Here is a 23,213-nt window from a genome sequence, read left to right as displayed (position 1 = left end):
ACGAGGAGCGGGATGCACGAGGGCGGGATCCTGGCCTGGACCGAGGCGGAGCGGCTGAGCTTCGCCGACCTGCTGGAGGGGCTCGAGGACAAGGACTGGTCCACGAAGACACTGTGTCCGGAGTGGACGGTCCACGCGATGGCCGCGCATCTGGCGCAGAGCACCAGGAACCGGCTGCGCGACACCCTCGTCGGCATCGTGAAGGCCAAGGGGAACTGGGACCGGATGAACACCGGCCAGGCCATCGCCTACGGCGCCCGGTTCTCCTCCGCCGAACTCGTCGCCCAGATCCGCGAGGACGCCGGATCGGCCCGCCGCTCACCCGGCGCCAAACCGATCGACCCGCTCGCCGACGTGCTCATCCACGGCCAGGACGTCGCCCGCCCGCTCGGTATCGCGCGGCCGATGCCGGAGAAACCCGCCATCGCGGCACTGGAGCACCTGCTCGTCAGCCCGTTCTGGGGCGCGAAGAAGCGCTGCGAGGGCCTCCGGCTGATCGCCACCGACGCCGACTGGGCCGGCGGAACGGGCCCCGGGGAAGTACGGGGCCCGCTCGTCGACCTGCTCCTGTCCGTGAGCGGCCGGAGCGCCGGGCTGGCCACCTTGACCGGGCCGGGCGCGGCGCTGCTCGGCGCCCGCTGAGCACTACCGGCGGGGGACGAACACGTCGACCCGCACCAGGTGGTGGTCCGAGGCGTCGTTGAGCCGCGCCAGCGGTGAATCCGGCAGTGGCCAGAACACCTCGGCGTGCCACGGGAACAGGCCCTGCGACGGCAGGACGTAGTCGATCCGCAGGTTCCCCGGCGCGTTGTCGTTGAAGTCGCCGGTGTCGAAGAAGGGGTCGCCCTTCTGGCCGATGTTGGCGCCTGCCTGGTCCTGGGCCGCGCGCACCGCGCCTTCGCTGCCCGGCCGCGTCTCGATGACGCGTGGGGCGTTCAGCAGGCGCGAGATCGCGCCGGGGACGCTGTCGCCGTCGAGCGGGTCGGAGTTGTGGTCCCCGGCGATGACGAACCGCTCGTGCGCGCCGAGCCCGCCGCGGCGGCCCCGGTCGTCGTAGATGTAGCGGCCCTTGCCCGGGGTCACGTAGTCCGCCCAGAACCGGATCTCGTCGTTGTTGCGCGTGCCGTTGCGGTCTTCGGGGCCGTCGAAGGTGGGCGGCGTCGGGTGCGCGGCGAGGAAGTGGACGGTGGAGCGGCCGACGCGGATCGGGACGTCCCAGTGGGACTTCGACGAGAGGCGCAGGACGTCGAGGATCCGCGGCGAGTACCAGTCGTGCGGCGCCGGGGTCGCCGGGTCGTCCGGGAGCAGCGCGCCCGGCATGTCCTTCCAGAGGAACTTCTGGAAGGTCCGCGCGTTCTTGGTGTCGATCGGGTACTTCGACAGCACGAGCATGCCGTACTGGCCCTCGAAGAGGCCGAAGCCGTGCGCGTCGTTGCCGCCGCCGACCTGGCCGTTGCGGTCGAGGTCGAACCCGGTCGCGACGCCGGTGTTCGACGGCGCGGTGAAGGCGTACGGGTAGTCGATCGGGGCGGCGCCGTTCTGACCGCGCTCGAGGTAGTTCTCGCGGAACAGGTCCGCGGCGCGGTTGTCCGGCACGTAGTCGAATTCGTTGATCAGCAGCACGTCCGGCCGGTTGCGCTGGATCACCTCGGCGACCTCGTTCGCCTGGGCGTTGCCCGGCTGCGACAGGTCGGTCACCAGTTGTCCCGCGGCACCGCGGTTGAGCGAAGCGTTGAACGTCGCGAAGCGGACGTTCTGCCCGGCGGCGGCTTCCGCCGGGGTGGCGGACGGCAGCGTCCCGGCCAGCAAGGCGCCCGAGGCGAGCACGGCGGCGATGCGTTTCACGGTCTTACCTCCCAGAGTTCGGTGCGACCTTACGCACCCGGCCCGGCCGTCCGGGTGAGCTTCAGATGAACAGCACCTCTTGAACGCGTTCAAAACATCGGCTACGGTTCTTCTTGAACACGTTCAAAAGGAGGTCCCCATGCAACCCGTCGTCGTGGCCTACGCGCTCTATCTGGCCATCACCGTCCCACTGACCGTGCTGGTCGCCCGAACGCTGAGCCGGCACGGCAAGACGTTCCTGGAGGACGTCTTCCAGGACAAGCAGGCGCTCGCCCATTCGGTGAACCAGCTGCTCGTCGTCGGCTTCTACCTGGTCAGCCTCGGCTTCGTGACCCTGTTCCTGACCAGCACCGACACCGTCCTCGACGCGCGCGACGTCTTCGAGATGCTGTCGGTGAAGGTCGGCACCGTGGCGCTCGTCCTCGGCGTGATGCACGTCGGGAACGTGCTGGTGTTCAACGGCATCCGGCGCCGCCATCTCCACCACGGCGCCGAGCGGCCCGCGCCGACGCCGCCGCCCTACCCCGGCTACCCGGCGCCCGCTCCGCATCCCGCGCCCTGACCGGATAACGTGCACGCGTGGCGAAGAGTGAGGAAACCAAGTCGCTGATCGTGGCGACCGCGTTGCGGCTGTTCGCCGAGAACGGCTACGACCGCACGACCATGCGGGCCATCGCCGCCGAGGCCGGGGTGTCGGTCGGGAACGCGTATTACTACTTCGCCTCGAAGGATCAGCTGATCCAGGGCTTCTACGACGAGATCGCCAAGGTGCACCTCCTGACGGCAGGCCAGGCGATCGAAGGTGAGCGGGACTTCAGCGCACGACTCAAGACGGTCCTGCTCACCTGGCTCGACGTCGCCGAGCCGTACCACCGCTTCGGCACCCAGTTCTTCGTCAACGCCGCCGACCCGGACTCGCCGCTGAGCCCGTTCAGCGAAGAGTCGACGCCCGCGCGGGACGCCTCCATCGGGCTGATGCGCGACGTCATCGACGGCTCCGACGCCAAACTCGACCCGGACCTGCGCGACGATCTGCCCGATCTGCTGTGGCTGTACCAGATGGGTGTCGTGCTGTTCTGGGTCCACGACCGGTCCGCGGGCCAGAAACGCAGCCGGCTGCTGGTGGAGCGGACCGTCCCGCTGATCGCGCGGCTGGTGGGGCTTTCGCGGCTGCGCGTGCTGCGGCCGGTCAGCCGGGAGATCGTGTCGCTGATCCGGGACCTGTCCAAACGCGACGACGCCGCTTGAGAACGCGTTCAGTCCTCTGGATGCATGACGCATCCAGAGGACTGAACGCGTTCAGCGGCTCACTCGCGAACCGTCCGGAAGTACAGGAACCGCGGTTTGGTCCGCAGGTTCGCGTACCAGCGCGGGTCGGATTCGGCGACCGACTCCTCCGGCATCGGCTCGACCAGCCTGTCGACGGCGAACCCGGCGTCCCGCACCGCGCCGAACGTCCAGCTCAGCGGCCGCCGGTAGAACTGGACCTTCTGCTTGTACTCCCCCAGCGGGAACTCGTCGTCGAGCAGTTCGAGCTGGAAGTAGTTCTCCTTGCCGAACCAGCGCCAGTCCTCGCCGGGATGGTGCACCGAGAACACCAGGATCCCGCCTGGCTTCAGCACCCGGCGGAACTCGGCCAGCGCCGGACCCCATTCCTTCAGGTAGTGCAGCACCAGGGACGCGGTGATGACGTCGACGGAGCCGTCCTCGACGAACGTCAGCGGCCGCGACACGTCCGCCGTCTCGAACTTCGCGACGTCCCCGAACTTCTCCCTGGCGACGGCGACCATGGCGGCGCTGGCATCGACGCCGAGCACGTCCGCGCCCTTCGCCGCGAGCAGCGCGCTGAGGTGACCCGCCGCGCAGCCGACGTCGAGTACTCGCTTGCCCACCACCTCGCCCGCCAGTTCGACGATGGCGGGGCGGTCGTACCGGGCGTTGGTGCTGCTGGTTTCGGCATGCGCGGCGTAGAGCCGGGCGAAGCCGTCGTACTGGGCGGCACGCGCCCGTTCGATGATCTCGTCGATCACCTCGGTCTTGGCGTCGGCGTACTGCTGGATGTACTTCCAGGTGCGCGCGGCCAGTTCGCGTTTCTTGGCCTCGTAGAGCTTCCGCTCGTCCTCGTGGGCGATCAGCCGGTCGCGGAAGAGCCGGTACCGCTCGGTCTGGCCGTTGTCGGGCGAGTAGACGTGCAGGTTGATGTTCGTGTCCGGGCCCTTGAAGCAGCGGTGCTTCTCCCAGTCCGGCTCGCGGATGACGAGGTTGTAGCCCTCCGCCTCCAGCTGCGGCACGTAGGCGTCCTCGTCGTCCGAGTCGGGGACGATGAGCATGATGTCGATGATCGGTTTCGCGCAGAGTCCCGGTATCGATGTGGAGCCGACGTGCTCCAGCACGAGCGCGCGCTCCCCCAGGATCCCCCTGATGCGCTTCGCTTCCCGGTCGAACAGCTCGGGCCACTCCGGGTCGTATTCGGCCAGGGTGACGGTGGAATTCAGTACCGGAGCCTGACCGACCCACGAGTTGTCGATGTCTTCTTCGGTGTAGTCGTCACGATCGGGTTTAGGCATTGACCCCTTGTTCCTTCCTCAAGGCAGTCGGCCAGATTATCGAACCCGGGCGATCTTGTCAGGCGTTCACCGGAAACCCCTTCAGTCTGGGGCCGGTCCGGCCTCGTGAGTGGTAATGACGGTTAGAACCGTCATTACCACTCACGAGGCCGGACCTGGCACGACAGCTGGCCGTGAAGGACTCCTTGAGGGACCCAGAGTCCCTCAAATTTCCCCTCACCCGGCTCGGACCAGTGTCACCAGGCTCAGTGACACCACCAGTCACAGCGGTAGCGCGTGAAGGCCCCCTTCCCACGGCTCAGCCGAGGAAACTCGACCTTCACACCTTCCCCAGTACATGAAGGCCCCCTTCCTTGCGCCTGACGCAAGGAAGGGGACCATCATGTACTTCACCGCGAGCAAAGCCGCAGGCCACGAGTAGGTACCTAAGTGAATGACGGTTATTGAGGGGTAAGGCAAAGTTGTCGTGACCGACACCCCCAACTGCGCGTTCTCCCGAAGCCGCTGCTGCCGATCATGTCTCCAATGTGGCGTTGGAGACACTGAACGCCCCCAACGCCACATTGGAGACATCAGACCGCGGCGCGAGCCGATAGCGCACGCAACACGCCAAGTTTGCCTTACTCGCCGTTAGAACCGTCATTGCCACTCACGAGGCCGTGGTGGCTCCTGGCTGGTCGGGAGGTCAGCGGAGCGGCAGGGGAAGGATCCCGCCGGTCGCCTCGCGCAGCGCGTCCCGCATCGCCTCGCGGGGCGCGGGCTGCCCGGTGAAGTACTCGGACTGCCCGAAAGCCTGATGCAGCAACATGTCCAGCCCGGTCGCCAGCCGCCCGCCCCGCTCGACGACGGCTTCGGCGAGCGCGGTCGGCCAGGGGTGATAGATGACGTCGAGGACGCAACCGATCCCGGCCAGCTCCGTCAGGTGAGGCCGCACGGCGTCCGGGGGCACGGTGTTCACCAGCACCGCCGAGGTGTGCGCGAGCTTCCCGAAGTCGGCGTCGGCCCAGCGAAGAACCTCGACGTCGAGTCCAGCCCGAGAAGCCGCCTCGACCGTCTCGGTCGCCCGTGCGGGTTCCCGCACGACGAGGCGGACCGTCCGCACGCCGAGCGCAGCCAGGCCGACGACGGCCGCCGCGGCGGTGCCGCCCGCGCCGAGGACGACGGCCCCGTCGTCCGGGCCGGGTACGTAGCCTCCCGCGATCCGCAACGCCTCGGTGACGCCGTCGACGTCGGTGCAGTCGGCCAGCCAGCCGGATTCCCGGCGCACCAGCGTGTTCGCCGCGCCGACCGCCGCCGCGCGCGGCGTGACCTCGTCGGCGTGCTCCAGCGCGGCGCGTTTCCCGGGCATGGTCACCGAAAGCCCGGTCCATTCCGGGCCGAGCCCTCGGACGAACCCCGGCAGGCCGTCGCCGTCCATTTCGACGCGTTCGTAGCTCCAGCCTTCGAGACCCAGCGCGCGGAACGCGGCGCCGTGCAGCACCGGCGAAAGCGAGTGTTCGACCGGCTTTCCGAGGATCGCGGCCTTGCGGTTAGTAGACACCACGCCTCTGTGCGTCCAGTTTGTTCTTGTTGTGCTCGTCGTTCGTCACCGCGAAGCAGGAGAGCCCGTTCTTCTCGCATTTCACGAAGAACAGCCACTCCCCCGGGGCCGGCTTGAGCGCGGCTTGGATCGCTTCCGCGCTCGGCACCGCGATCGGGGTGGGGGGCAGGCCGACGGACTTGTAGGTGTTGTACGCGCCCGCTTTTTCCCGTTCCTCGGGTTTCGTGAGCAGGGTCGGCCGGTCGAGGACGTAGTTGACCGTCGAGTCCATCTCGAGCCGCATCTTTTCGGCGAGCCGGTTGTAGATGACCCGTGAGATCTTCCCGAAGTCGGCCTTCACCGCCTCGCGTTCGATGATCGACGCGATGACCAGCGTCTCGTACGGCGTCCTGCCGTCGCCCTTGGACTGCTCGCTCAGCCCGGCGTTGAGGATGCGCTCCGACGAGGTCTTCACGACGTCGGCGAGCAGTTCCTCGGCCGTCCAACCGGGTTTGACGTTGAAGATGCCCGGCGCGATGAGTCCTTCGAGCCGCCGGTCCTTGTGCTCGGCCTTCGTGGCGGCCTCGACGGCCCAGGCTGGGACGCCCAGCTTCGCCAGATCAGCGGTCTCGATCGTCTTGCGCAGTTCTTCGACCGGGATACAGGTGCTCTTGCCGTTCAACTCGGCACAGGAAGCCTTGGACAGCAACGAGTAGACGCCCGGCGTCACCTTGCCGTCCGGCTGGGTGATGTCGTGGAACTGGGTGTAGGGCCGGATTTCGACCTGGCCGACCTTCGAAGCGGGGGCGGTCATCTTCTCGACCGCACTGGCGCCGGACATCTTCGTCTTCATGACGTAGTAGCCCTGCTGCAGCCGCGATACGGCGGTGTTGTCCTCGCCCGCCTTCACGAAGGCCTTGCCGCTGGCGACCACTCCGGCCGCCTGGAGCCGGTTGCCGATCGCCGACGTCGAGTCGCCCTTCTCCACCTGCACGAGGACATCGCTCTCGCCCGTGCCCTCGTAGTCGTCGTAGCCGAAGATCTCGGTGAAGCCGTAGTAGGCGCCGCCGGCGAGCAGGACGAGCACGGTCAGCGCGGCGACCCAGCCCAGCGCGCGCTTCTTCTTGCGCTTCTTGGGCGGCGGTCCCTGGCGTTCCGGGCGCTCGTCCTCGATACGTTCGGGTTCGGCGCGATCTTCGTCCTCGAAGTCGAGGTCGTCTTCGTAGTCGTCGTACTCGTCGTAGTCCTCGTACTCGTCGTACGCGTCTTCGCCGAAGATCTCGTCGTACTCCTCCTCGCTGCCCTGAGGCGGCGGAGGAGCCGCGCCGGGGCGCCGGGCCAGCGGCGCCTCCTGGACGGCGGGAAGGATGTCGGTCGGCCGCTCGTCCGGCTGCGGGCCGTCGTCCTCGCGGCGACGGCGGCGGCCGGGACGCGGCTCGTCCTGGGCGTGGGCGGGCATGCCGAGACCACGGTCACCCGGCTGGAGGGACCGCCGGGGCGGTGCGGGAGGCGGCGGGGGCACCGCGGGCTCCGGGGCCCGCCTCGGCGGGACCGGACGCCGCGCGCGCGGCGGAAGCGGTTCCTCGGCGGCCGCCCGGCGACCGCGGGGCGGTGGCTCTTCGGCGGCCCGGCGGCCATGCGGGGCGGGCGGCACGGGCGGGGCCTCGGGAGCATCGTGGCGCAGGTGCCGGGTCCGGGACGGCGGCTGGGGTTCGGGCCGCCGACGGGGCGGGGCCGGCGGCTGGATGCTCTCCTCAGGCTCCCGCAGCCGTCGTCTACCGCCCTGCCGGGGTTCGGGCCGGCCGTGGGGCTCGGTCATGTGTCGCCCTTCCGTGCGCGATGTGCCGCTACCGCGTCGATCCAAGCCTGCAGGATCTCGACCGCGGCCGCCTGATCGACGACGGCACGCTGCTTACGTCCCTTCACCCCACGCTGCGACAGCATCCTGGATGCCGTCACCGTGGTCAACCGCTCGTCGGCCAGCCGCACCGGTACCGGAGCGATCCGGGCGGCGACCTTTTCGGCGTAGTCGAGCGCCGCTTCGGCCGCCGGACCGTGCCGGTCCTTGAGGGTCCTCGGCAGGCCGACGACGACCTCGACCACGTCGTGTTCCGTGACGAGTTCGCTGAGCTGGTCGACGTCCTTGTCGCCAGTCGCGTCGCGAGTGAGGGTAACGAGCGGACTCGCGAGGATGGGGTCGGGATCGCTGAGGGCGACCCCGACCCGGACGGATCCGACATCCACGCCAAGCCGCCTACCGCGCCCCGGATCGGATTCCCCTGGCCGATCCGGGCGCCGCTGGGGGGCGTCGTCAGCCAACTTGGGCGACCGCCGCGCGGAGGGAGGTGATGGCCTGCTCGGCCCCGGCGGGGTTGGTGCCGCCGCCCTGGGCCATGTCCGGCTTGCCACCGCCGCGGCCGCCGATCGCCTCGGCGAACGACGGGACGAGCTTGCCGGCCGCGATGCCCTTCTCCTGCGCCGCCTTGGTCGTCGCGACGACGAAGGCGACCTTCTCGCCCTGCGGCGCGAAGAGCGCGACCACGCCGGGACGCGCGCCGAGCCTGCCGCGGATGTCGGAGGCCAGCGCGCGCAGGCCGTTCGAGTCGACGCCCTCGCCGAGCTTCTCCGCGACGACCGCGATCCCGCCGATGTCCTCGGCCTTGTCCGCGAGCGAGCCCGCCGAGCCGAGCACCTGCTGGGTGCGCAGCTGCTCGATCTCCTTCTCCGCGTTCTTGAGCCGGGTGAGCACGTCGTCGATCCGCGACGGCAGCTGGTCCGACGGCACCTTGAAGGTGCTCGCGAGCTGCGAGACCAGCAGCTGCTCCTTGCGGACGTACTTGAGCGCGTCCGAGCCGACCAGCGCCTCGACGCGGTGCACACCGGAGCCGATGGACGAGTCACCCACCAGCTTCACCAGGCCGAGCTGGCCGATGCGGTCGACGTGGGTACCACCGCAGAGTTCGCGGGAGTACTCGCCCATGTCGACGACGCGGACGTCGTTGCCGTACTTCTCGCCGAACAGCGCGACCGCGCCCAGTTCGAGGGCCTTGTCCTTCGTGGTGACGAAGGTGTTCACCTCGACGTTGGTCTGGAGGTAGTCGTTGACCTCCTCCTCGACCTCGGTCAGCACGTCGGCCGAGACGGAGCCGGAGGTGGTGAAGTCGAACCGCATCCGGCCCGGCGAGTTGAGCGATCCGGCCTGCGCCGCGCGCTTGCCGTACGCGCCGCGCACGGCCGCGTGGACCAGGTGCGTCGCGGAGTGGGAGCGTTCGATCGACAGACGGCGGTGCTGGTCGACCGAACCGGTCAGCGCGCTGCCGATGCCGACCTCGCCGTCGAGCACCTCGACGCGGTGCACGAACAGGCCGGGCACGATCTTCTGCACGTCGTGGACCTTGAGTTCGACGCCGTCGCCGAGCAGGACGCCGGTGTCGGCGACCTGGCCGCCGCTCTCGGCGTAGAACGGGGTGCGGTCGAGGATCAGCTCGGCCTTCTTACCCGCGCCGACGCTGCGGACTGGGACGCCGTCTTCGAGCAGCGCGACGACCTTCGCGTCGGCCTGCAGGTCGCCGTACCCGAGGAATTCGGTCTCGCCGTGCTGCTCGAGCACCTTGCGGTACTCGGACAGGTCGCCGTGGCCGGTCTTGCGCGAGGCCGCGTCGGCCTTCGCGCGCTGCCGCTGCTCGTTCATGAGCGTGCGGAAGCCCTCTTCGTCGACGGACAGGCCCTGCTCGGACGCCATCTCCAGGGTCAGGTCGATCGGGAAGCCGTAGGTGTCGTGCAGCTGGAACGCCTTGTCACCGGCCAGCAGCGAACCGCCGGACCGCCTCGTCTCCTCGGCCGCGAGGTCGAAGATGCGCGAACCGCTGGTGAGCGTGGAGAGGAAGGCCTCCTCCTCGACGCGGACGACGTCCTCGATGCGGTCGAAACCGGAGACCAGCTCGGGGTAGGTCGGGCCCATGGTGTCGCGGACGACCGCGGCGAAGGCGGGCAGCACCGGCTCGTGCACGCCGAGCAGGCGCGCGGAGCGGATGATGCGGCGCAGCAGGCGCCGGAGCACGTAACCGCGGCCGTCGTTGCCCGGGGTGACGCCGTCGCCGATGAGCAGGACCCCGGTGCGGGCGTGGTCGGCGATGACGCGGAAGCGGACGTCGTCGGTGTGGTCGGAGCCGTAGCGGCGGCCGGAGAACTCCTCGGCGCGGCCGATCACCGGGCGGACGAGGTCGGTCTCGTAGACGTTCTCGACACCCTGCAGGATCGTCGCGACCCGCTCGACACCCATACCGGTGTCGATGTTCTTCTTCGGCAGCTCGCCGATCGGCTTGTGGCCGTGCTTCGGGCTCTTGTCGCCCCGCACGTCCTGCATGAAGACGAGGTTCCAGATCTCGATGTAGCGGTCCTCGTCGGCGACCGGGCCGCCCTCGCGGCCGTACGCGGGGCCGCGGTCGTAGTAGATCTCCGAGCAGGGGCCGCCGGGACCGGGTACGCCCATGTCCCAGTAGTTGTCCTTGCCGTCACGGGCCTGGATGCGCTCGCCGGGCAGGCCGGTGAGCTTCTTCCAGAGGCCCGCCGCCTCGGGATCGTCCTCGTAGACGGTGGCCCAGATGCGGTTCGGGTCGAGGCCGTAGCCGCCTTCGCTCTGCGGCTTGGTGATCAGCTCCCAGGCCGCCTCGATGGCGCCTTCCTTGAAGTAGTCGCCGAAGGAGAAGTTCCCGGCCATCTGGAAGAACGTGTTGTGCCGGGTGGTCTTGCCGACCTCGTCGATGTCCGGGGTGCGGACGCACTTCTGGACGCTGGTCGCGCGCGGGTACGGCGGCGGGACCTCGCCGAGGAAGTACGGCTTGAACTGGACCATGCCCGCGTTGACGAACAGCAGGTTCGGATCGTCGAGGATCAGCGGGGCGCTCGGGACGCGGGTATGTCCCTTGCTCTCGAAATGGCTCAGAAAACGCTGGGTGATTTCGTGTGTTTCCACGGGGTTCGTCCTTGGATGCGGGCTCGCGCGAAGGCGCGGGGATCTGAGGGCAGGCGGGAACGGCGGAGGGCTGGGGTTCTTCCGGTCGCGGAGGCGACCGATCAGCCCTCCGCCCGGCGAGCTCGCCGGGCCGGGCGCCGCGGCGACGCCGCGTGCCTGCCCGCAGGGCCGTCGGCGGCCGTGCTCAAACCGGTGCGTTCGGACACCATGTCGTGCAGCTCCTGTTCCCGTTCGCTCATCCCGGCGCGGACCTCCGCGCCGAACGAACCGACGGCGCCCGCGAGTTCCCGCACGGCGTCGCCCAGGTTCGAGGCTAACCCCGCGGGCGTGGCCTGGCGAGCGGTTTCGGTCGCTTTGCGTGACAGGGCGACGCCGGCGACCACGCCGACGCCGAGCCAGAACAGGCGCTTCATTTCCGGCCCCGCTTCCGTGCCGGGCGTGCCGCCTTCGCCTCCGCCTTCTTGCGGCGGGCCTTGATGGCCTTGCTGAGGCCGTACGACAGCGCGGCGGTCTTGACCAGCGGCCCGCCGAGGGTGGCGGTGAACACCGACGACAGCGCGGACACGTTGCCGGTGACGGCCTGCGCGTTCGCGGTGATGCCGTCGACCCGCTCCAGCTGCGTGTTGACGTGCGTGATCGTCTCGTTCGCGCCGATCAGCAGCGGGTCGGTGTTCTCATGCGCCTTGCGGATGGCGATCGTGGCCTCGTCCAGGGTCCGGCCGAGCTTGAACAGCACGATCGCCAGCAGCACGACGAGTACGACGAATGCTCCTGCGGCGATCAGCGCGGCGATCTGCCCTGCCGACACGGGCCCTCCTCAAGGGTCTGCGGTCTTTGGTGTCCGTGAGGTTACCGCGCAGGCGGCCGTTCAGCGGGGTCACCCCGCCCAACGGTCACTCAGCGTCCACAAGTGACCTCGGCGGCGCGCTCTGGCCGAGGCGATCGAGTTTGTGCCACGGCAGCCGCGCCCCGGCCAGCGCCGTCATCACCGACTGGATGACGACGAGGTACATCAGCTGCCGGTAGACGAACTGTTGCAGGGGAAGGAAAAGCAGTGGGCGAAGCGACTCGCGGTCGAGCCGGAAGGCGATGATGCCCGGCACGATCTGCAGGAGCAGGAACACCGACCAGTACAGCAACGCGGTCTTCGCGTCCCCCGTGAAGAGGCCGAAGATCGCGGCCACGTCGACGAACGGCGCGAGAACGGGCAGCGCCACCTGGAACATCAGCAGATACGGGATGCCGCGGCGGCCGAGCCGGCCGGCGGCCCCCTTGGCGACGATGGCGCCCCGGTGCTTCCACACCGCCTGCAGCGTGCCGTAGCACCAGCGATAGCGCTGTTTCCACAGCTGCCCCAGTGTCGCGGGCGCCTCGGTCCAGGCACGGGCCTCCTGTTCGTAGACCACCCGCCAGCCGTCCCGTTCCAGCGCCATCGTGAGGTCGGTGTCCTCGGCGAGGGTGTCCTCGGGGACTCCCCCGAGCGCGAGCACCGCCGAGCGCCGGAAGGCCCCGACCGCCCCCGGCACCGTCGGCATGCACTCGCCGACGTCGTACATCCGGCGATCGAGGTTGAACCCGATGACGTATTCGATGTGCTGCCAGCCGCCGAGCAGCCCGCCGCGGTTGGCGACCTTGGCGTTGCCCGAAACCGCGCCGATCGACGGATCGGCGAACGGCTGGATCACCGTGCGGACGGTGCCGGGCTCCAGCACGGTGTCGCCGTCGACCATGACCACCAGCTCGGTCCGTGCGGCGGCGAGGCCGGTGTTGAGCGCGGCCGGTTTGCCCGCGTTCCGCTGGCGGATCAGCTTGACCCGGCGCAGGCCGAGCCGCTCGACGACGTCGGCGGTGCCGTCGGTCGACCCGTCGTCGACGACGATCACCCAGGTCGGATGGTGGTCGGAGGCGAGGATCGAGCGGATGGTCGCCTCGATCCCGGCCTCCTCGTTGTAGGCGGGGACGATCACCGTCACCGGTTCCCGCACCGGAGGCCGGGTCCGGTCGGTCCTGCCCCGTCTGACATGGATCGCCGTGGTGACGAGGACCAGGGCGGTGCGCAGTACGGCGAGGACGCTCGCCGCGATCAGCAGCCAGCCCAGCACGGCCGCGAGCGCGTCGCCGGTCTGGACCGCGGCGATCAGGAGCCAGCCGCCGAACCGGGTCAGCCCGTCCACCGCGGCCGTGCTCCCGCTGAGCCCGGCGGCGCCGCTGACGGTGTCGAACCGCCAGCCCTTGGCCTGGAGACCGGGGATGACACGGTCCAGCGCGGCGAGGGTCTCCGACCGGTCACCGCCCGCGTCGTGCATGAGCACCACGGCGCCTTCGTCCGTCCGGGGCGTCGCGGCGGCGGCGATGGCGTCCACTCCCGCCCTCCGCCAGTCCTGGGAGTCCAGTTCGGACAGGACGACGACCCTGCCCTCGCCGCCGAGACGGCGCGCCGCCCGCCAGCCCGCGTCGTCCACCGCGTCGGTTGTCGACGAATAGGGCGGCCGGACCAGGGAGGTCCCCGTCCCGGAGGCACCGGCGATGGCGAGGTCGGTGGCCCGCAGTTCGATCTTCGCGCGGACGTCCCCGGCCGCGCCGAGGTCGGTGTGCGTCGCGGTGTGGTTGCCGAGTTCGTGGCCACGTTCGGCGATCTCCGCCGCCAGGCCGGGATGCCGTGCCACCTGCGCGCCGGTCACGAAGAAGGTGGCGTGCACGCCGTGCCGTTCGAGCGCGGCGAGGATCCGCGGTGTCCATTCCGGATCGGGGCCGTCGTCGAAGGTGAGCGCCAGCGTCTTCGGCCGGAGCCGTGACGTGACGGGCTCGTCGCCGCGAGGGTCGATGATCGGGCCGCCGTCGCGTACCGCGGCAGGTACTTCCCCGGCCGCGCCCGCCGAGACCGCGCCGTCGGCGGCGAACCCCCCTTCGACCAGGGTGTTCAGTCCGAGCAGGACGGTGACGGCGAACAACAGGGTCGCCAGGAGCGCCCAATGCGCCTTGGGCGGCGGCAACCGGCGGTGGTCAGGCACAGGGAATCCTTCGGTCGTGCGCGAAGCGGGCGTCAGCGCCCGGAACCGGGCGGAGTCGTCCTCGTCTGCCCCGGCGGGAGGTCGGGCGCCCGGCTGTTACGGCGGTCGGCGCCCGGCGGCGAAGAGGTGGCGGCGGAGCCCGGGGGCGTCGTCCCCGGCGAAACCGTGGTCCCGGCGGGGGCTGGCCTGGCGCTCGTGTGCGACGTCTCGTTCTCGGTCGCAGGTGCTTCGGAGGATTCCGGGCGGGAAGCCGTCGGCCGGGGGCCGGACGAGGTGGGCGCGGGCGGCTCGGAGGTCACCCGCGGCGCGGGCACCGGCAGCGGGACGAGCGCGGCGGGCAGCGTCGGCGCGCCGAAAAGGGCGGCGACGAGGAGGATCCCATAGCAGGCGACGGCGGCGCAGACGCCGATCGCGATCCGGCGGACGAGGGTGCGGCGACGACCGCTCGGGTCGACGAACACCGGTCTCGCGGGGTCTCCGCCGGTGTCGTTTTCGTTGTGATGATCAGGAAACACGGCCATCCAAGGGTAGTGCGGGCGGCATACTGTAAGCACGGGAACGGCCGGAGACCAACTGGATCGACGCGGTGTCACCGCCCGGCTACCGACGCCAGGACGACCTGTTCGGTTCTTGTGACGTTCATGTTCCTGGGTCAAGGTTCGGGCATGCCTGAACTGTCACGCCGTACGTTGCTGGGCGCCACCGGCGCCGCGGCCGCCACCACGCTCCTGCCCCCGTCCGTGCACGCCGCGATGGCCGAACCCATGCGGCGCGGCGGACTCGACGCCGTCGAGCACGTCATCGTGCTCATGCAGGAGAACCGGTCGTTCGACCACTACTACGGCAGCCTGCGCGGCGTCCGCGGCTTCTCCGACAGTCATCCGCTGGAACTGCCCTCGGGAAGGTCGGTGTTCGAGCAGCCGAACCCCGCCGGTGGCACGGTGCTGCCGTTCTCGGTGCGGAAGGCGGCCGAACTCGCCGGCCGTAAACCGGACGACATCCAGTACCTCGGCGACCTCGACCACAGCTGGAACGGCAGCGGCAAGGCGTGGGCGCGCGGCTGGAACGACGGCTGGATCGCGGCGAAGACCCCGGCCACCATGACGTACTACGAGCGCCGCGACATCGCGCTGCAGTACGAACTCGCGGACACCTTCACCATCTGCGACGCCTACCACTGCTCGATCTTCGGCTCCACCAACCCGAACCGGAACTTCCTGTGGACCGGCACCACGGGTTTCGAACCGGGCGGCACCGCCCGGGCGGTCACGAACGCGGCGTACTCCTACGACCACAAGGGGTACGACTGGACGACCTACCCCGAGCGCCTCGAAGCGGCCGGGGTGCCGTGGCGGATCTACCAGGAATGGGACAACTTCACCGACAACGCGGTGGAGTACTTCCTCCCGTTCAAGAAGATCGGTACGAAAATCCTCACCAAGGTCGACGGAAAGTTCCGTACCACCGAGGAGTTCTACGACACCCTGCCCAAGAAGACGCCTGAGGAGCGGAAGAAGCTGCAGGCGCAGTTCGACGCCGGGGTCGCCGCGCTGACCCCCGCCGAACGGAACCTGTTCCAGAAGGCGATGTACCGCAGCGAACCGGAGACGCTGGTGACCCGGCTGAAGGCCGACATCCAGGCGCGCCGCCTGCCAGCGGTGAGCTGGCTGGTGCCGTCGGCGGTGGATTCCGAGCACCCCGGCGCGTCCACCCCAGTCGGCAGCGCGAACCTGATCTACCGCGTGCTCGACGCCATCGCCTCCGACCGCGAAACCTGGTCGAAAACGGTGCTGCTGATCAACTTCGACGAGAACGACGGTTACTTCGACCACGTCCCGCCGCCGGTACCGCCCGGCGGCGCGGCCGACGACGCGGACCACTTCAAAGGTCAGCCGCTCGGTTTCGGCCCGCGGGTGCCGATGACGGTCGTCTCGCCGTGGTCCATCGGCGGCCACGTCGATTCGACCGTGTACGACCACACCTCGGTGCTGCGGTTCCTGGAGCGCTGGACCGGCGTGGCCGAGCCGAACATCAGCAAGTGGCGGCGGACGGTCGCGGGTGACCTCACCGGCGCCTTCGACTTCTCCCGCGCCGGTCGCCCGCCGCGCGTGACCCGGCCCGGGCCGGTACCCGCGCCGATCAGCCGCTGGCGCCCGTCCGCGCCGTCGGAGCAGGCCCTGCCCGTGGCCGAACCGGGCGACCGTCCCGCGCGCCCGCTGCCGTATCAGGTCTCGGTGTCCGGCTCGGTGGACAAGTCGGGCAAGCTGGCGCTGTCGCTGGTGAACAGCGGCTCGTCGTCGGCGCATTTCGCGCTGTACCCCTACAAAGGCGAATTCGCCGAGCCCGCGCACCGCGATGTCCGGGGCGAGGCCGCCGAGACCGTGGCGCTGCCGGGCGACGACTACCGCGTCGTCGTCCAGGGGCCGAACCGGTCCTGGTGGGAACTGCGCGGGAACCGCAAGGGCGCGGCGGCGGGCGTCGACGTGCGGACCCGGTTCCTGTCCTGGCGTCCGGGTGTCGAGTTCAAGGTGACGAACTCGGGCTCCTCGGCGCTGACGCTGCGGCTCTCGTCGGCGCGACTCACGCGCGTGGTGCGGGTCGGGGCCGGGCGTTCGGCCACTGTGGACTGGCCGGTCTCGCAGGGCTGGTACGACGTGAAGGTCACCGCCGATGAGGACGGCGCGTTCCTGCGCACGTTGACGGGCAAGGTGGAAAACCGGCGGCGCTAGCGACTCGTGAGTGGTAATGATGGTTCTAACCGTCATTACCACTCACGAGGTGGCTCCACTTATGACCCTCACCCTGCACGCCGTCTGTTTCGACGCGAACGACCCCCTCCGCCTCGCGAAATTCTGGGCGGGCGTCCTCGGCTGGACGCCGGACGGCGAAACGCTGGTGCCTGCCGACGACACCGGGTTCCGGATCCGCTTCGTCCCCACCGAGGAAAAGAAGTCCGTCAAGAACCACGCGCATTTCGACCTGACGAGCACCTCTCTCGAAAACCAGCGGGAAACGGTCGCGAAGGCACTCGAACTCGGCGGCGGGCATATCGACATCGGTCAGGGTCCGGAAGAGGAGCACGTGGTGCTCGCCGATCCCGAAGGCAACGAGTTCTGCGTGATCGAGCCGGGCAACGATTTCCTGGCCGACTGCGGTTTCGTCGGAGCGCTCGCCTGCGACGGCTCTCAGGAGGTCGGGTACTTCTGGAGCAAGGCGCTGGAGTGGCCGCTGGTCTGGGATCAGGACCAGGAGACCGCGATCCGTTCCCCGCACGGCGGCCCGAAGATCACCTGGGGCGGCCCGCCTTTCGATGCCAAGACCGAGAAGAGGCGGGTGCGGTTCGCTTTGAGCGGCCTTCTCCCGGACGTCGATCGGCTCGTCTCGCTCGGCGCGACCCGGCTCGGCACCGGGGAAAGCGGACAGGTGGAGATGGCGGACCCCGACGGCAACGAGTTTTCTGTCGTGGTGTCCGGCTAACCTCCGCGTCATGGACATGAGAGCCGCGGCCGAAGCCCTCGTCGCCGGGGAACGCTTCAGCGTCTGGGACCTGGACAAGGCCGGGCCGGACGACCTCCCCGAACTCCGCGAAATCCGGCGAACCGGGAATCCGGCGCTGCGCAACGCGGCGCGCGCGCTGTTGTTCGCCTTGGGCGGCCCGGAAGCACTCGGCGAGTACGACCTCGCGCTCTTCCGCCGTCTGATCCGGAGCAAGATCGACGGCGAGGTTCCGGTCGCGATGCGGGGTTGCGAGTTCTGGTACGCCCTCCCGACCGCCGACCAGGCGGCCGTCCTCGACGCGTTCGGCCTGTCCGATCCGGAACCGGTGACCATGTCGCTGGGCACCGAGATCTGGAACCAGCACTACCTCGGCCCGGGGCATCAACGATGCGCCCGGGTCTACGTCAGCCCTGCCCTCGACGGATGGACGCTCGTTTTCGGCAGGCCGTCGGAGGACATGCACCCCGCGGGCATCACCGAGGAAAGCTCCTGGAGCGTCGAGCCGCGCGAGCAGTATCAAGCGATGCTCGCGAACGAAAAGGTCCGGCGCGAAGTGGACCGTGAGCGCTGCGTCGAGCTGAGCCGCCGGTTCGGCGCCGCACACCAGTACTTCCGCAGTTACGGCGACTCCATGACGTCGTGGTGCGTCGCCGAAAAGGGCGAGCTGGTCCGGTTCTACGGCAACGCCGCCCCCGAGGAATCGGCCGGTGAACTCGCGGCGGAGAACGGCTATCTCCTCCCCCACGAAGAGACGCCGTTACCCGAAGGCTGGGCCGACGACATCCCTCACACCGAGAATCCCTTGGACTGGCAACGCGAATGGGTCCGGCGTTACCGGCGCCTGAAGACGGAACTCGAAATCCCGGACCACTGCGACGCGGACACGATCGCCGAAGCCCTTTCGGTGCACCCCGGCAAGATCGGCCCGCACACCCGCGTTACGGGAAACGGCGTCATAGCACTGACGGGATGTGGCCGGGAGTATGGCCACCCGCGAACGTTGTTGAAGGGCCTGACTTACACACCGGCACCCGAACCACCCTCACTTCTCGACGAAGACCAGACCTGACGAAGCACAGGTACGTCCGGCAGTGCGGCACAGGATGGAAATTGGTCTACACCTATTGACGCGCGGCAGGTCAGCGGCTCAAGCTGCTGAGACCGAGGGCCATCTTCCACTGTCGGAGGTTCGGCGTGCCAAGGAGAACCAGGAAACTACTCCCCCTGCTGGCGTCGCTCATCGCGCTGGCCGGACTCATGATCGTCGTCATCACCCCGTCCACGTCGAGCGCGGCAGGCCATGAGGACTGCCGTCCCGACGGTCTCTACCGGACGCCCGGCGTCGACACCCCCTACTGCACCGTCTACGACACGACCGGCCGGGAAACGCTGGGGGGCGGGCATTCCCGCCGCGTGATCGGCTACTTCACCAGCTGGCGCACCGGGAAGAACGGCGCGCCGGCCTATCTGGTCAACAACATCCCGTGGTCGAAGGTCACCCACCTCAACTACGCGTTCGCCCATGTCGACGCGCAGAACAAGGTTTCGGTCGGCGCCCCGGGCGCGGCCAACGAGTCCATCGGCATGGAATGGCCGGGCGTCCCCGGCGCAGAGATGGATCCGTCATTGCCCTACAAGGGACATTTCAATCTGCTGACCAAGTACAAGAAGCAGAACCCGAACGTGAAGACGCTGATCTCGATCGGCGGCTGGGCCGAAACCGGCGGCTTCCTGAACCCGGACGGCACGCGTAACGCCTCGGGCGGGTTCTACAAGATGACGCAGACCCAGGCGGGCATCGACGTCTTCGCCGATTCCGTCGTGCAGTTCCTGCGCACCTACGGCTTCAACGGCGCCGACATCGACTACGAGTACGCGACGTCGGCCAACTACGCCGGAAACCCCGACGACTACTGGATCGCGCAGGCCAACCGCGGGACCCTCTGGGCGGGCTACGAAAACCTGATGCGCACACTGCGCGAGAAACTCGACCGGGCCGGTGCCGCCGACGGGAGGCACTACCTGCTGACCGCGGCCGTGCCCGCGTCCGGCTGGCTGCTGCGCGGTCAGGAGGTCTACGGCGTCACGCGGTATCTCGACTACGCCAACATGATGAGTTACGACCTGCACGGTGCGTGGAACCAGTTCGCCGGGCCGAACGCCGCGCTCTACGACGCCGGGAACGACGCGGAACTCGCGCATTGGCAGGTGTACACGACACCGCAGTACGACGGTCAGGGTTATCTCAACACCGACTGGGCGTATCACTATTTCCGCGGTGCCATGCAGGCCGGCCGGATCAACATCGGGGTCGGGTTCTACACCCGGGGCTGGCAAGGTGTTTCCGGCGGGACGAACGGCTTGTGGGGCAAGGCGCCCCTGCCGGACCAGAAACAATGTCCACCGGGCACCGGCTCCCAGGTCGGCTCGACGGTGCCATGCGGTAACGGCGCCATCGGCATCGACAACCTCTGGCACGACCTCGGCCTGGCGGGCGGCGAGGTGCCGGCGGGCGCGAACCCCATGTGGCACGCCAAGAACCTCGAGAACGAGATCACGCCGGACTACCTGGAGGCATACGGGCTCACCCCCAAGACCGACCCGACCGACCGGATTTCGGGCACCTACAACAGGTTCTACGACAACACGATGGTGACGCCGTGGCTGTGGAACAACGACAAGAAGGTGTTCCTGTCCACTGAGGACGAAGCGTCGATCGCCACCAAGGCCAAGTACGTCGCCGACAAGGGCATCGGCGGCATCATGATCTGGGAACTGGCCGGCGACTACGCCTTCGACGACGCCAAGGGCCAGTATTTCATGGGCGACACCCTGCTCACGAAGATCAACGACGGCCTGCGCGGCGCCGCCCCCTACGGCAACGCCAAGTCGCCGCGTCCCGCGCCCGCGTCGGTGCTCGACGTGAACGTCAACCTGACCGGGTTCGCGCTGGGCGACGCGAACTATCCGATCACGCCGCGGATGCGCGTCACCAACAATTCGGCCACCACCATCCCCGGTGGCACGAAGATCGAGTTCGACTACGGCACGAGTGCGCCCGGCAGCATGTCCGACCAGTCCGGCTTCGGCCTCGCCGTCACGAGCAAGGGTCACAGCGGGCCCAACGTCGGCGGCCTGAAGGGAGACTTCCAGCACGTCGCGGTGACCGTGCCGACCTGGCAGACCATCGCGCCGGGCGCCACGGTCGAGATCCGGCTGAACTACTACATGCCGATCGCGTCGCCGTCGAACTTCACCTTCACCTTCGGCGGGACGACGTACGCGATCGCGTCGGACCACCCCCGGGGCGGTGGCGCTCCGCCGACGACCACCACCACACCCACCACCGGCACGACGACCACGACACCCACGACCAGTCCGACGACCACCCGGACGACCACCACGACCCCGACGACGACCACCTCGGCCCCGTCGGGCACCTGGGCGCCGAACACCGACTACGCCACCGGTGCCCGGGTGACCTACAACGGCGCCTCCTACGTCTGCCGTCAGGGCCACCGGTCCCTGCCGGGCTGGGAGCCGCCGAACGTGCCCGCCCTCTGGGCACCCGCCTGACAGACCCCGACAGCGCGCTCGTGAGTGGTAATGACGGTTCTAACCGTCATTACCACTCACGAGGCTTGGCCGGAATCCGCAGGGGGCGGCGCAGCCTGCGGAGGGGTATAGGTCGTTATACGTCAGGCATCGCCCGGATCGGCGCCGAGCACCGAGGCGGCGGTGTACCGCGAACGGTGGAGACCGGCGGTGCGCCGGAGGGTGAACCGGTCGATCTCCGCGCCGTCGTTGCGCAGGGTTCGCACGGTCAGCGTCGTCCGTTGCCCGAACCAGGCGGGTTTGACGTCGATCGCGAGGAAGGAGTACCCGGTGTAGCGCACCCGGGACCACGGCACCGTTTCGGTCACCTTCTCGCCGCCCTTGACCCAGTGGTAGGACTGGAACTCCCCCGCGAACGTGTCGGGCACCGGGAAGCTGTAGAGGCTCTTCCCGCCACCGCCGCACGTCGCGTACACGGTACCGTCACGGTCCGGCTCGACGGTGTCGCCGATCTTGACCTCGCGGGTCACCTTGCCGCCGCGAAGCGCGTCGGTGCGTTCGTAGATGTGGTTGTGCCCGTTGATGACGAGGTCCACCTGGTACTCGTCGAACAGCGGGACCCACTGCTCGCGGACACCGCCCTCGGACGCGTGCTGATTGGTCGTCGAGTAGGCACAGTGGTGGAAGAACACCACGACGAAGTCGACGTCCGGCTGCGAGCGCAGATACCGCAGGCGCCGCTTGAGCCACGCCGTCTGGGATCCATGCGAATACCCGAGGTTCGCGGGGATCTCGTAGGAGACGTCGTTGGCGTCGAGCGAGATCACCCCGACGTTGCCGTAGATGAACGAGTACACGCTCGGGCAGTCGCGCGGACCGCTCTCGGGGAAGTCCCAGCGCTTGAGCTGGCCGCCGTAACCGTCGGGCGAGTAGAGCGCCTCCATGTCGTGGTTGCCGGTGGTGACCATCCAGGGCACCGAAGCCGCGACACCCTCGATCTGGCGGTAGTAGGCGTCCCAGACCTTCGGATCGAACAGGTCGTGATCCGCGTCGGGCTTGGACCCGGGCGGTTTGCCCGCGCCACTCGGATCCGCGTAGGCGATGTCGCCCGCCAGCAGGTGGAAGCGCGGATCCTGGCGCGCGACCGCACCGTCCTGCGCGAGCGCCGTCGTCGATACGCCCTGGTCACCAAACGCGGTGAAGGTGAACTTACCCGCCGGGACACCCCGGGCGGGCGCGGTGGTGAAGGTCGAGATCGCGGCGGGACCGCCGTCACCCGACGCCGGGTCGAAGCCCTCGTGCCCGACGGCGTACCGGTAGGTGCGGCCGGGCCACAGGTGATCGGCCTCGGCGTGCAGGTAGTACTGGTCGTAGGGCGCGATGACGCCGTCGACCTCGGAATGCAGCACGCGGACCTCGGCCGGGATCCGGTGACTCCAGCCGCCGTGGCGGTCGGCGATGCGCAGGAACGGCTTCCGCACCGGCGCCGGCACCTGCCACGCGACCCGCATCGACGTCCGCGGGTTGCGGCCGAACGCGAGATGCCGCCCCGCCGGGACGACCTTGTCGCCGTCGGCGTACGCGGTGCCCGGCAGCAGAAGCGGCCCCGCCGCGAGCAGCGCGCCCCCGGCGGCGGCGCCCTTGAGCATCGAGCGGCGGCTCAGGTATTCGTGTTGTTCGGCCATCGACAGGCGCGAGGCCAGCGCGTCGGGGACACCGACCCTGGGGATTTCCATGCGCGCGATACTCGCTCACGGATGTGCCCGGCTCGCGACGGTGAGGCGAACGGAGGCCGTCGAGCTGCCCAGGGCGGGCCCAAGGGGATCCCAAGCACCCTTTACCGACCGGGTCTCGTGAGTGGTAATGATGGTTCTATTGAGGGGTAAGGCAAAGATGTCGTGCCCCGGCGAGCGTCCGGACTGGCTGGCAGAAGTCGGGCCGCGGATCCGAGAGACACTCTTCTGAAGACAAGTGTCCGACTTGGGTTGTTTGTTCGGTTTCGCGAGGTGGTCGTGAGTGGCAAAGAGCGTTAGAACGCTCTTTACCACTCACGACGCCGTTCAGGAACGTGCATTTAGGCATCAACCGGACGCCGAGTCCCCGAAAACTGTCCTTTGTGGACGGGTCCCGGTCTCGCGAGAGACCTACGTAGGTTGCCAAGTAGTGAAGGCCTCCTTCGCTACCTTGAGGGTAGGCAAGGGGACCTTCACGGCATCGAGTCGATCACGCCACGTTTGCCTTAC

Annotated in this window: 18 protein-coding genes; 7 read left to right on the top strand and 11 right to left on the bottom strand. The window is 68.9% G+C overall.

The features are described 5' to 3' along the window. Nucleotides 1-12 precede the first annotated feature (12 nt). Nucleotides 13-642, top strand: a complete 630-nt coding sequence (locus tag L324_RS10245; RefSeq protein WP_037305999.1) for a maleylpyruvate isomerase family mycothiol-dependent enzyme — start codon at nucleotides 13-15, stop codon at nucleotides 640-642. A gap of 3 nt (nucleotides 643-645) precedes the next feature. Here L324_RS10245 and L324_RS10240 read toward each other — a convergent pair whose 3' ends face one another. Beyond that, the gene (locus L324_RS10240; protein WP_037305998.1) at nucleotides 646-1,845 is read right to left on the bottom strand and encodes an endonuclease/exonuclease/phosphatase family protein; all 1,200 of its coding nucleotides are present in this window, start codon (nucleotides 1,843-1,845) and stop codon (nucleotides 646-648) included. Nucleotides 1,846-1,984: 139 nt separating this feature from the next. On the opposite strand from L324_RS10240, the gene L324_RS10235 reads away from it, so the two are divergent. Together L324_RS10235 and L324_RS10230 are read left to right on the top strand one after the other, a co-directional pair. Beyond that, a complete protein-coding gene (locus tag L324_RS10235; protein ID WP_037305996.1) occupies nucleotides 1,985-2,407 on the top strand; it encodes a hypothetical protein in 423 nt (140 codons plus the stop codon). Nucleotides 2,408-2,424: 17 nt separating this feature from the next. Then, entirely contained in the window at nucleotides 2,425-3,093 is a 669-nt protein-coding gene (locus L324_RS10230) for a TetR/AcrR family transcriptional regulator (protein ID WP_037305995.1), read from the top strand. Nucleotides 3,094-3,152: 59 nt separating this feature from the next. On the opposite strand, the gene L324_RS10225 is transcribed toward L324_RS10230, so the two are convergent. The 9 genes from L324_RS10225 to L324_RS10185 form a co-directional block, all read right to left on the bottom strand. After that, nucleotides 3,153-4,412 (bottom strand): GrpB family protein, encoded by a 1,260-nt coding sequence (locus L324_RS10225; RefSeq protein WP_037305993.1) that lies wholly within the window; start codon nucleotides 4,410-4,412, stop codon nucleotides 3,153-3,155. A gap of 685 nt (nucleotides 4,413-5,097) precedes the next feature. After that, on the bottom strand, nucleotides 5,098-5,955 hold the full coding sequence (locus tag L324_RS10220) for a shikimate dehydrogenase (protein ID WP_081736281.1): 858 nt from the start codon (nucleotides 5,953-5,955) through the stop codon (nucleotides 5,098-5,100). Beyond that, the gene (gene mltG, locus L324_RS10215; protein ID WP_037305991.1) at nucleotides 5,942-7,390 is read right to left on the bottom strand and encodes an endolytic transglycosylase MltG; all 1,449 of its coding nucleotides are present in this window, start codon (nucleotides 7,388-7,390) and stop codon (nucleotides 5,942-5,944) included. Before mltG ends, L324_RS10220 begins: the two co-directional genes overlap by 14 nt. A gap of 356 nt (nucleotides 7,391-7,746) precedes the next feature. Next, complete coding sequence (gene ruvX, locus L324_RS10210) at nucleotides 7,747-8,250, bottom strand: Holliday junction resolvase RuvX (protein WP_037305990.1); 504 nt, start codon at nucleotides 8,248-8,250, stop codon at nucleotides 7,747-7,749. Continuing rightward, on the bottom strand, nucleotides 8,243-10,906 hold the full coding sequence (gene alaS / locus L324_RS10205) for an alanine--tRNA ligase (protein WP_037305988.1): 2,664 nt from the start codon (nucleotides 10,904-10,906) through the stop codon (nucleotides 8,243-8,245). Before alaS ends, ruvX begins: the two co-directional genes overlap by 8 nt. A 101-nt stretch (nucleotides 10,907-11,007) precedes the next feature. Continuing rightward, the gene (locus tag L324_RS10200) at nucleotides 11,008-11,319 is read right to left on the bottom strand and encodes a hypothetical protein (protein WP_037305987.1); all 312 of its coding nucleotides are present in this window, start codon (nucleotides 11,317-11,319) and stop codon (nucleotides 11,008-11,010) included. Continuing rightward, nucleotides 11,316-11,714 carry a DUF948 domain-containing protein gene (locus tag L324_RS10195; protein ID WP_037305984.1) on the bottom strand — a complete coding sequence of 133 codons (399 nt, stop codon included), beginning with the start codon at nucleotides 11,712-11,714 and terminating at the stop codon, nucleotides 11,316-11,318. The genes L324_RS10200 and L324_RS10195 overlap by 4 nt, the downstream gene beginning before the upstream one ends. 85 nt (nucleotides 11,715-11,799) lie before the next feature. Further along, entirely contained in the window at nucleotides 11,800-13,917 is a 2,118-nt protein-coding gene (locus tag L324_RS10190; protein ID WP_037305982.1) for a bifunctional polysaccharide deacetylase/glycosyltransferase family 2 protein, read from the bottom strand. 32 nt (nucleotides 13,918-13,949) lie between these two features. Continuing rightward, on the bottom strand, nucleotides 13,950-14,432 hold the full coding sequence (locus L324_RS10185) for a hypothetical protein (protein WP_152546783.1): 483 nt from the start codon (nucleotides 14,430-14,432) through the stop codon (nucleotides 13,950-13,952). 150 nt (nucleotides 14,433-14,582) lie between these two features. On the opposite strand from L324_RS10185, the gene L324_RS10180 reads away from it, so the two are divergent. The 4 genes from L324_RS10180 (at nucleotide 14,583) to L324_RS10165 (ending at nucleotide 20,991) form a co-directional block, all read left to right on the top strand. Next, nucleotides 14,583-16,646 carry a phosphocholine-specific phospholipase C gene (locus tag L324_RS10180; RefSeq protein WP_037306023.1) on the top strand — a complete coding sequence of 688 codons (2,064 nt, stop codon included), beginning with the start codon at nucleotides 14,583-14,585 and terminating at the stop codon, nucleotides 16,644-16,646. Between the two features lie 61 nt (nucleotides 16,647-16,707). After that, nucleotides 16,708-17,394: a VOC family protein gene (locus L324_RS10175; RefSeq protein WP_037305979.1), complete on the top strand. Its 687-nt coding sequence runs from the start codon at nucleotides 16,708-16,710 to the stop codon at nucleotides 17,392-17,394. A gap of 10 nt (nucleotides 17,395-17,404) precedes the next feature. Next, the gene (locus tag L324_RS10170) at nucleotides 17,405-18,484 is read left to right on the top strand and encodes a hypothetical protein (RefSeq protein ID WP_235783481.1); all 1,080 of its coding nucleotides are present in this window, start codon (nucleotides 17,405-17,407) and stop codon (nucleotides 18,482-18,484) included. A 125-nt stretch (nucleotides 18,485-18,609) separates the two neighbouring features. Beyond that, nucleotides 18,610-20,991, top strand: a complete 2,382-nt coding sequence (locus L324_RS10165; RefSeq protein WP_037305978.1) for a chitinase C-terminal domain-containing protein — start codon at nucleotides 18,610-18,612, stop codon at nucleotides 20,989-20,991. A 122-nt stretch (nucleotides 20,992-21,113) separates the two neighbouring features. On the opposite strand, the gene L324_RS10160 is transcribed toward L324_RS10165, so the two are convergent. Next, nucleotides 21,114-22,706, bottom strand: a complete 1,593-nt coding sequence (locus L324_RS10160; RefSeq protein ID WP_037305976.1) for a purple acid phosphatase family protein — start codon at nucleotides 22,704-22,706, stop codon at nucleotides 21,114-21,116. Between the last annotated feature and the right edge of the window lie 507 nt (nucleotides 22,707-23,213).

Origin of the sequence: Amycolatopsis orientalis DSM 40040 = KCTC 9412 (assembly GCF_000478275.1) — a bacterium.
Taxonomy (GTDB): domain Bacteria; phylum Actinomycetota; class Actinomycetes; order Mycobacteriales; family Pseudonocardiaceae; genus Amycolatopsis; species Amycolatopsis orientalis.
Note: the sequence above shows the minus strand (reverse complement) of the source record. Positions and strands in the feature narration are given on the sequence as shown.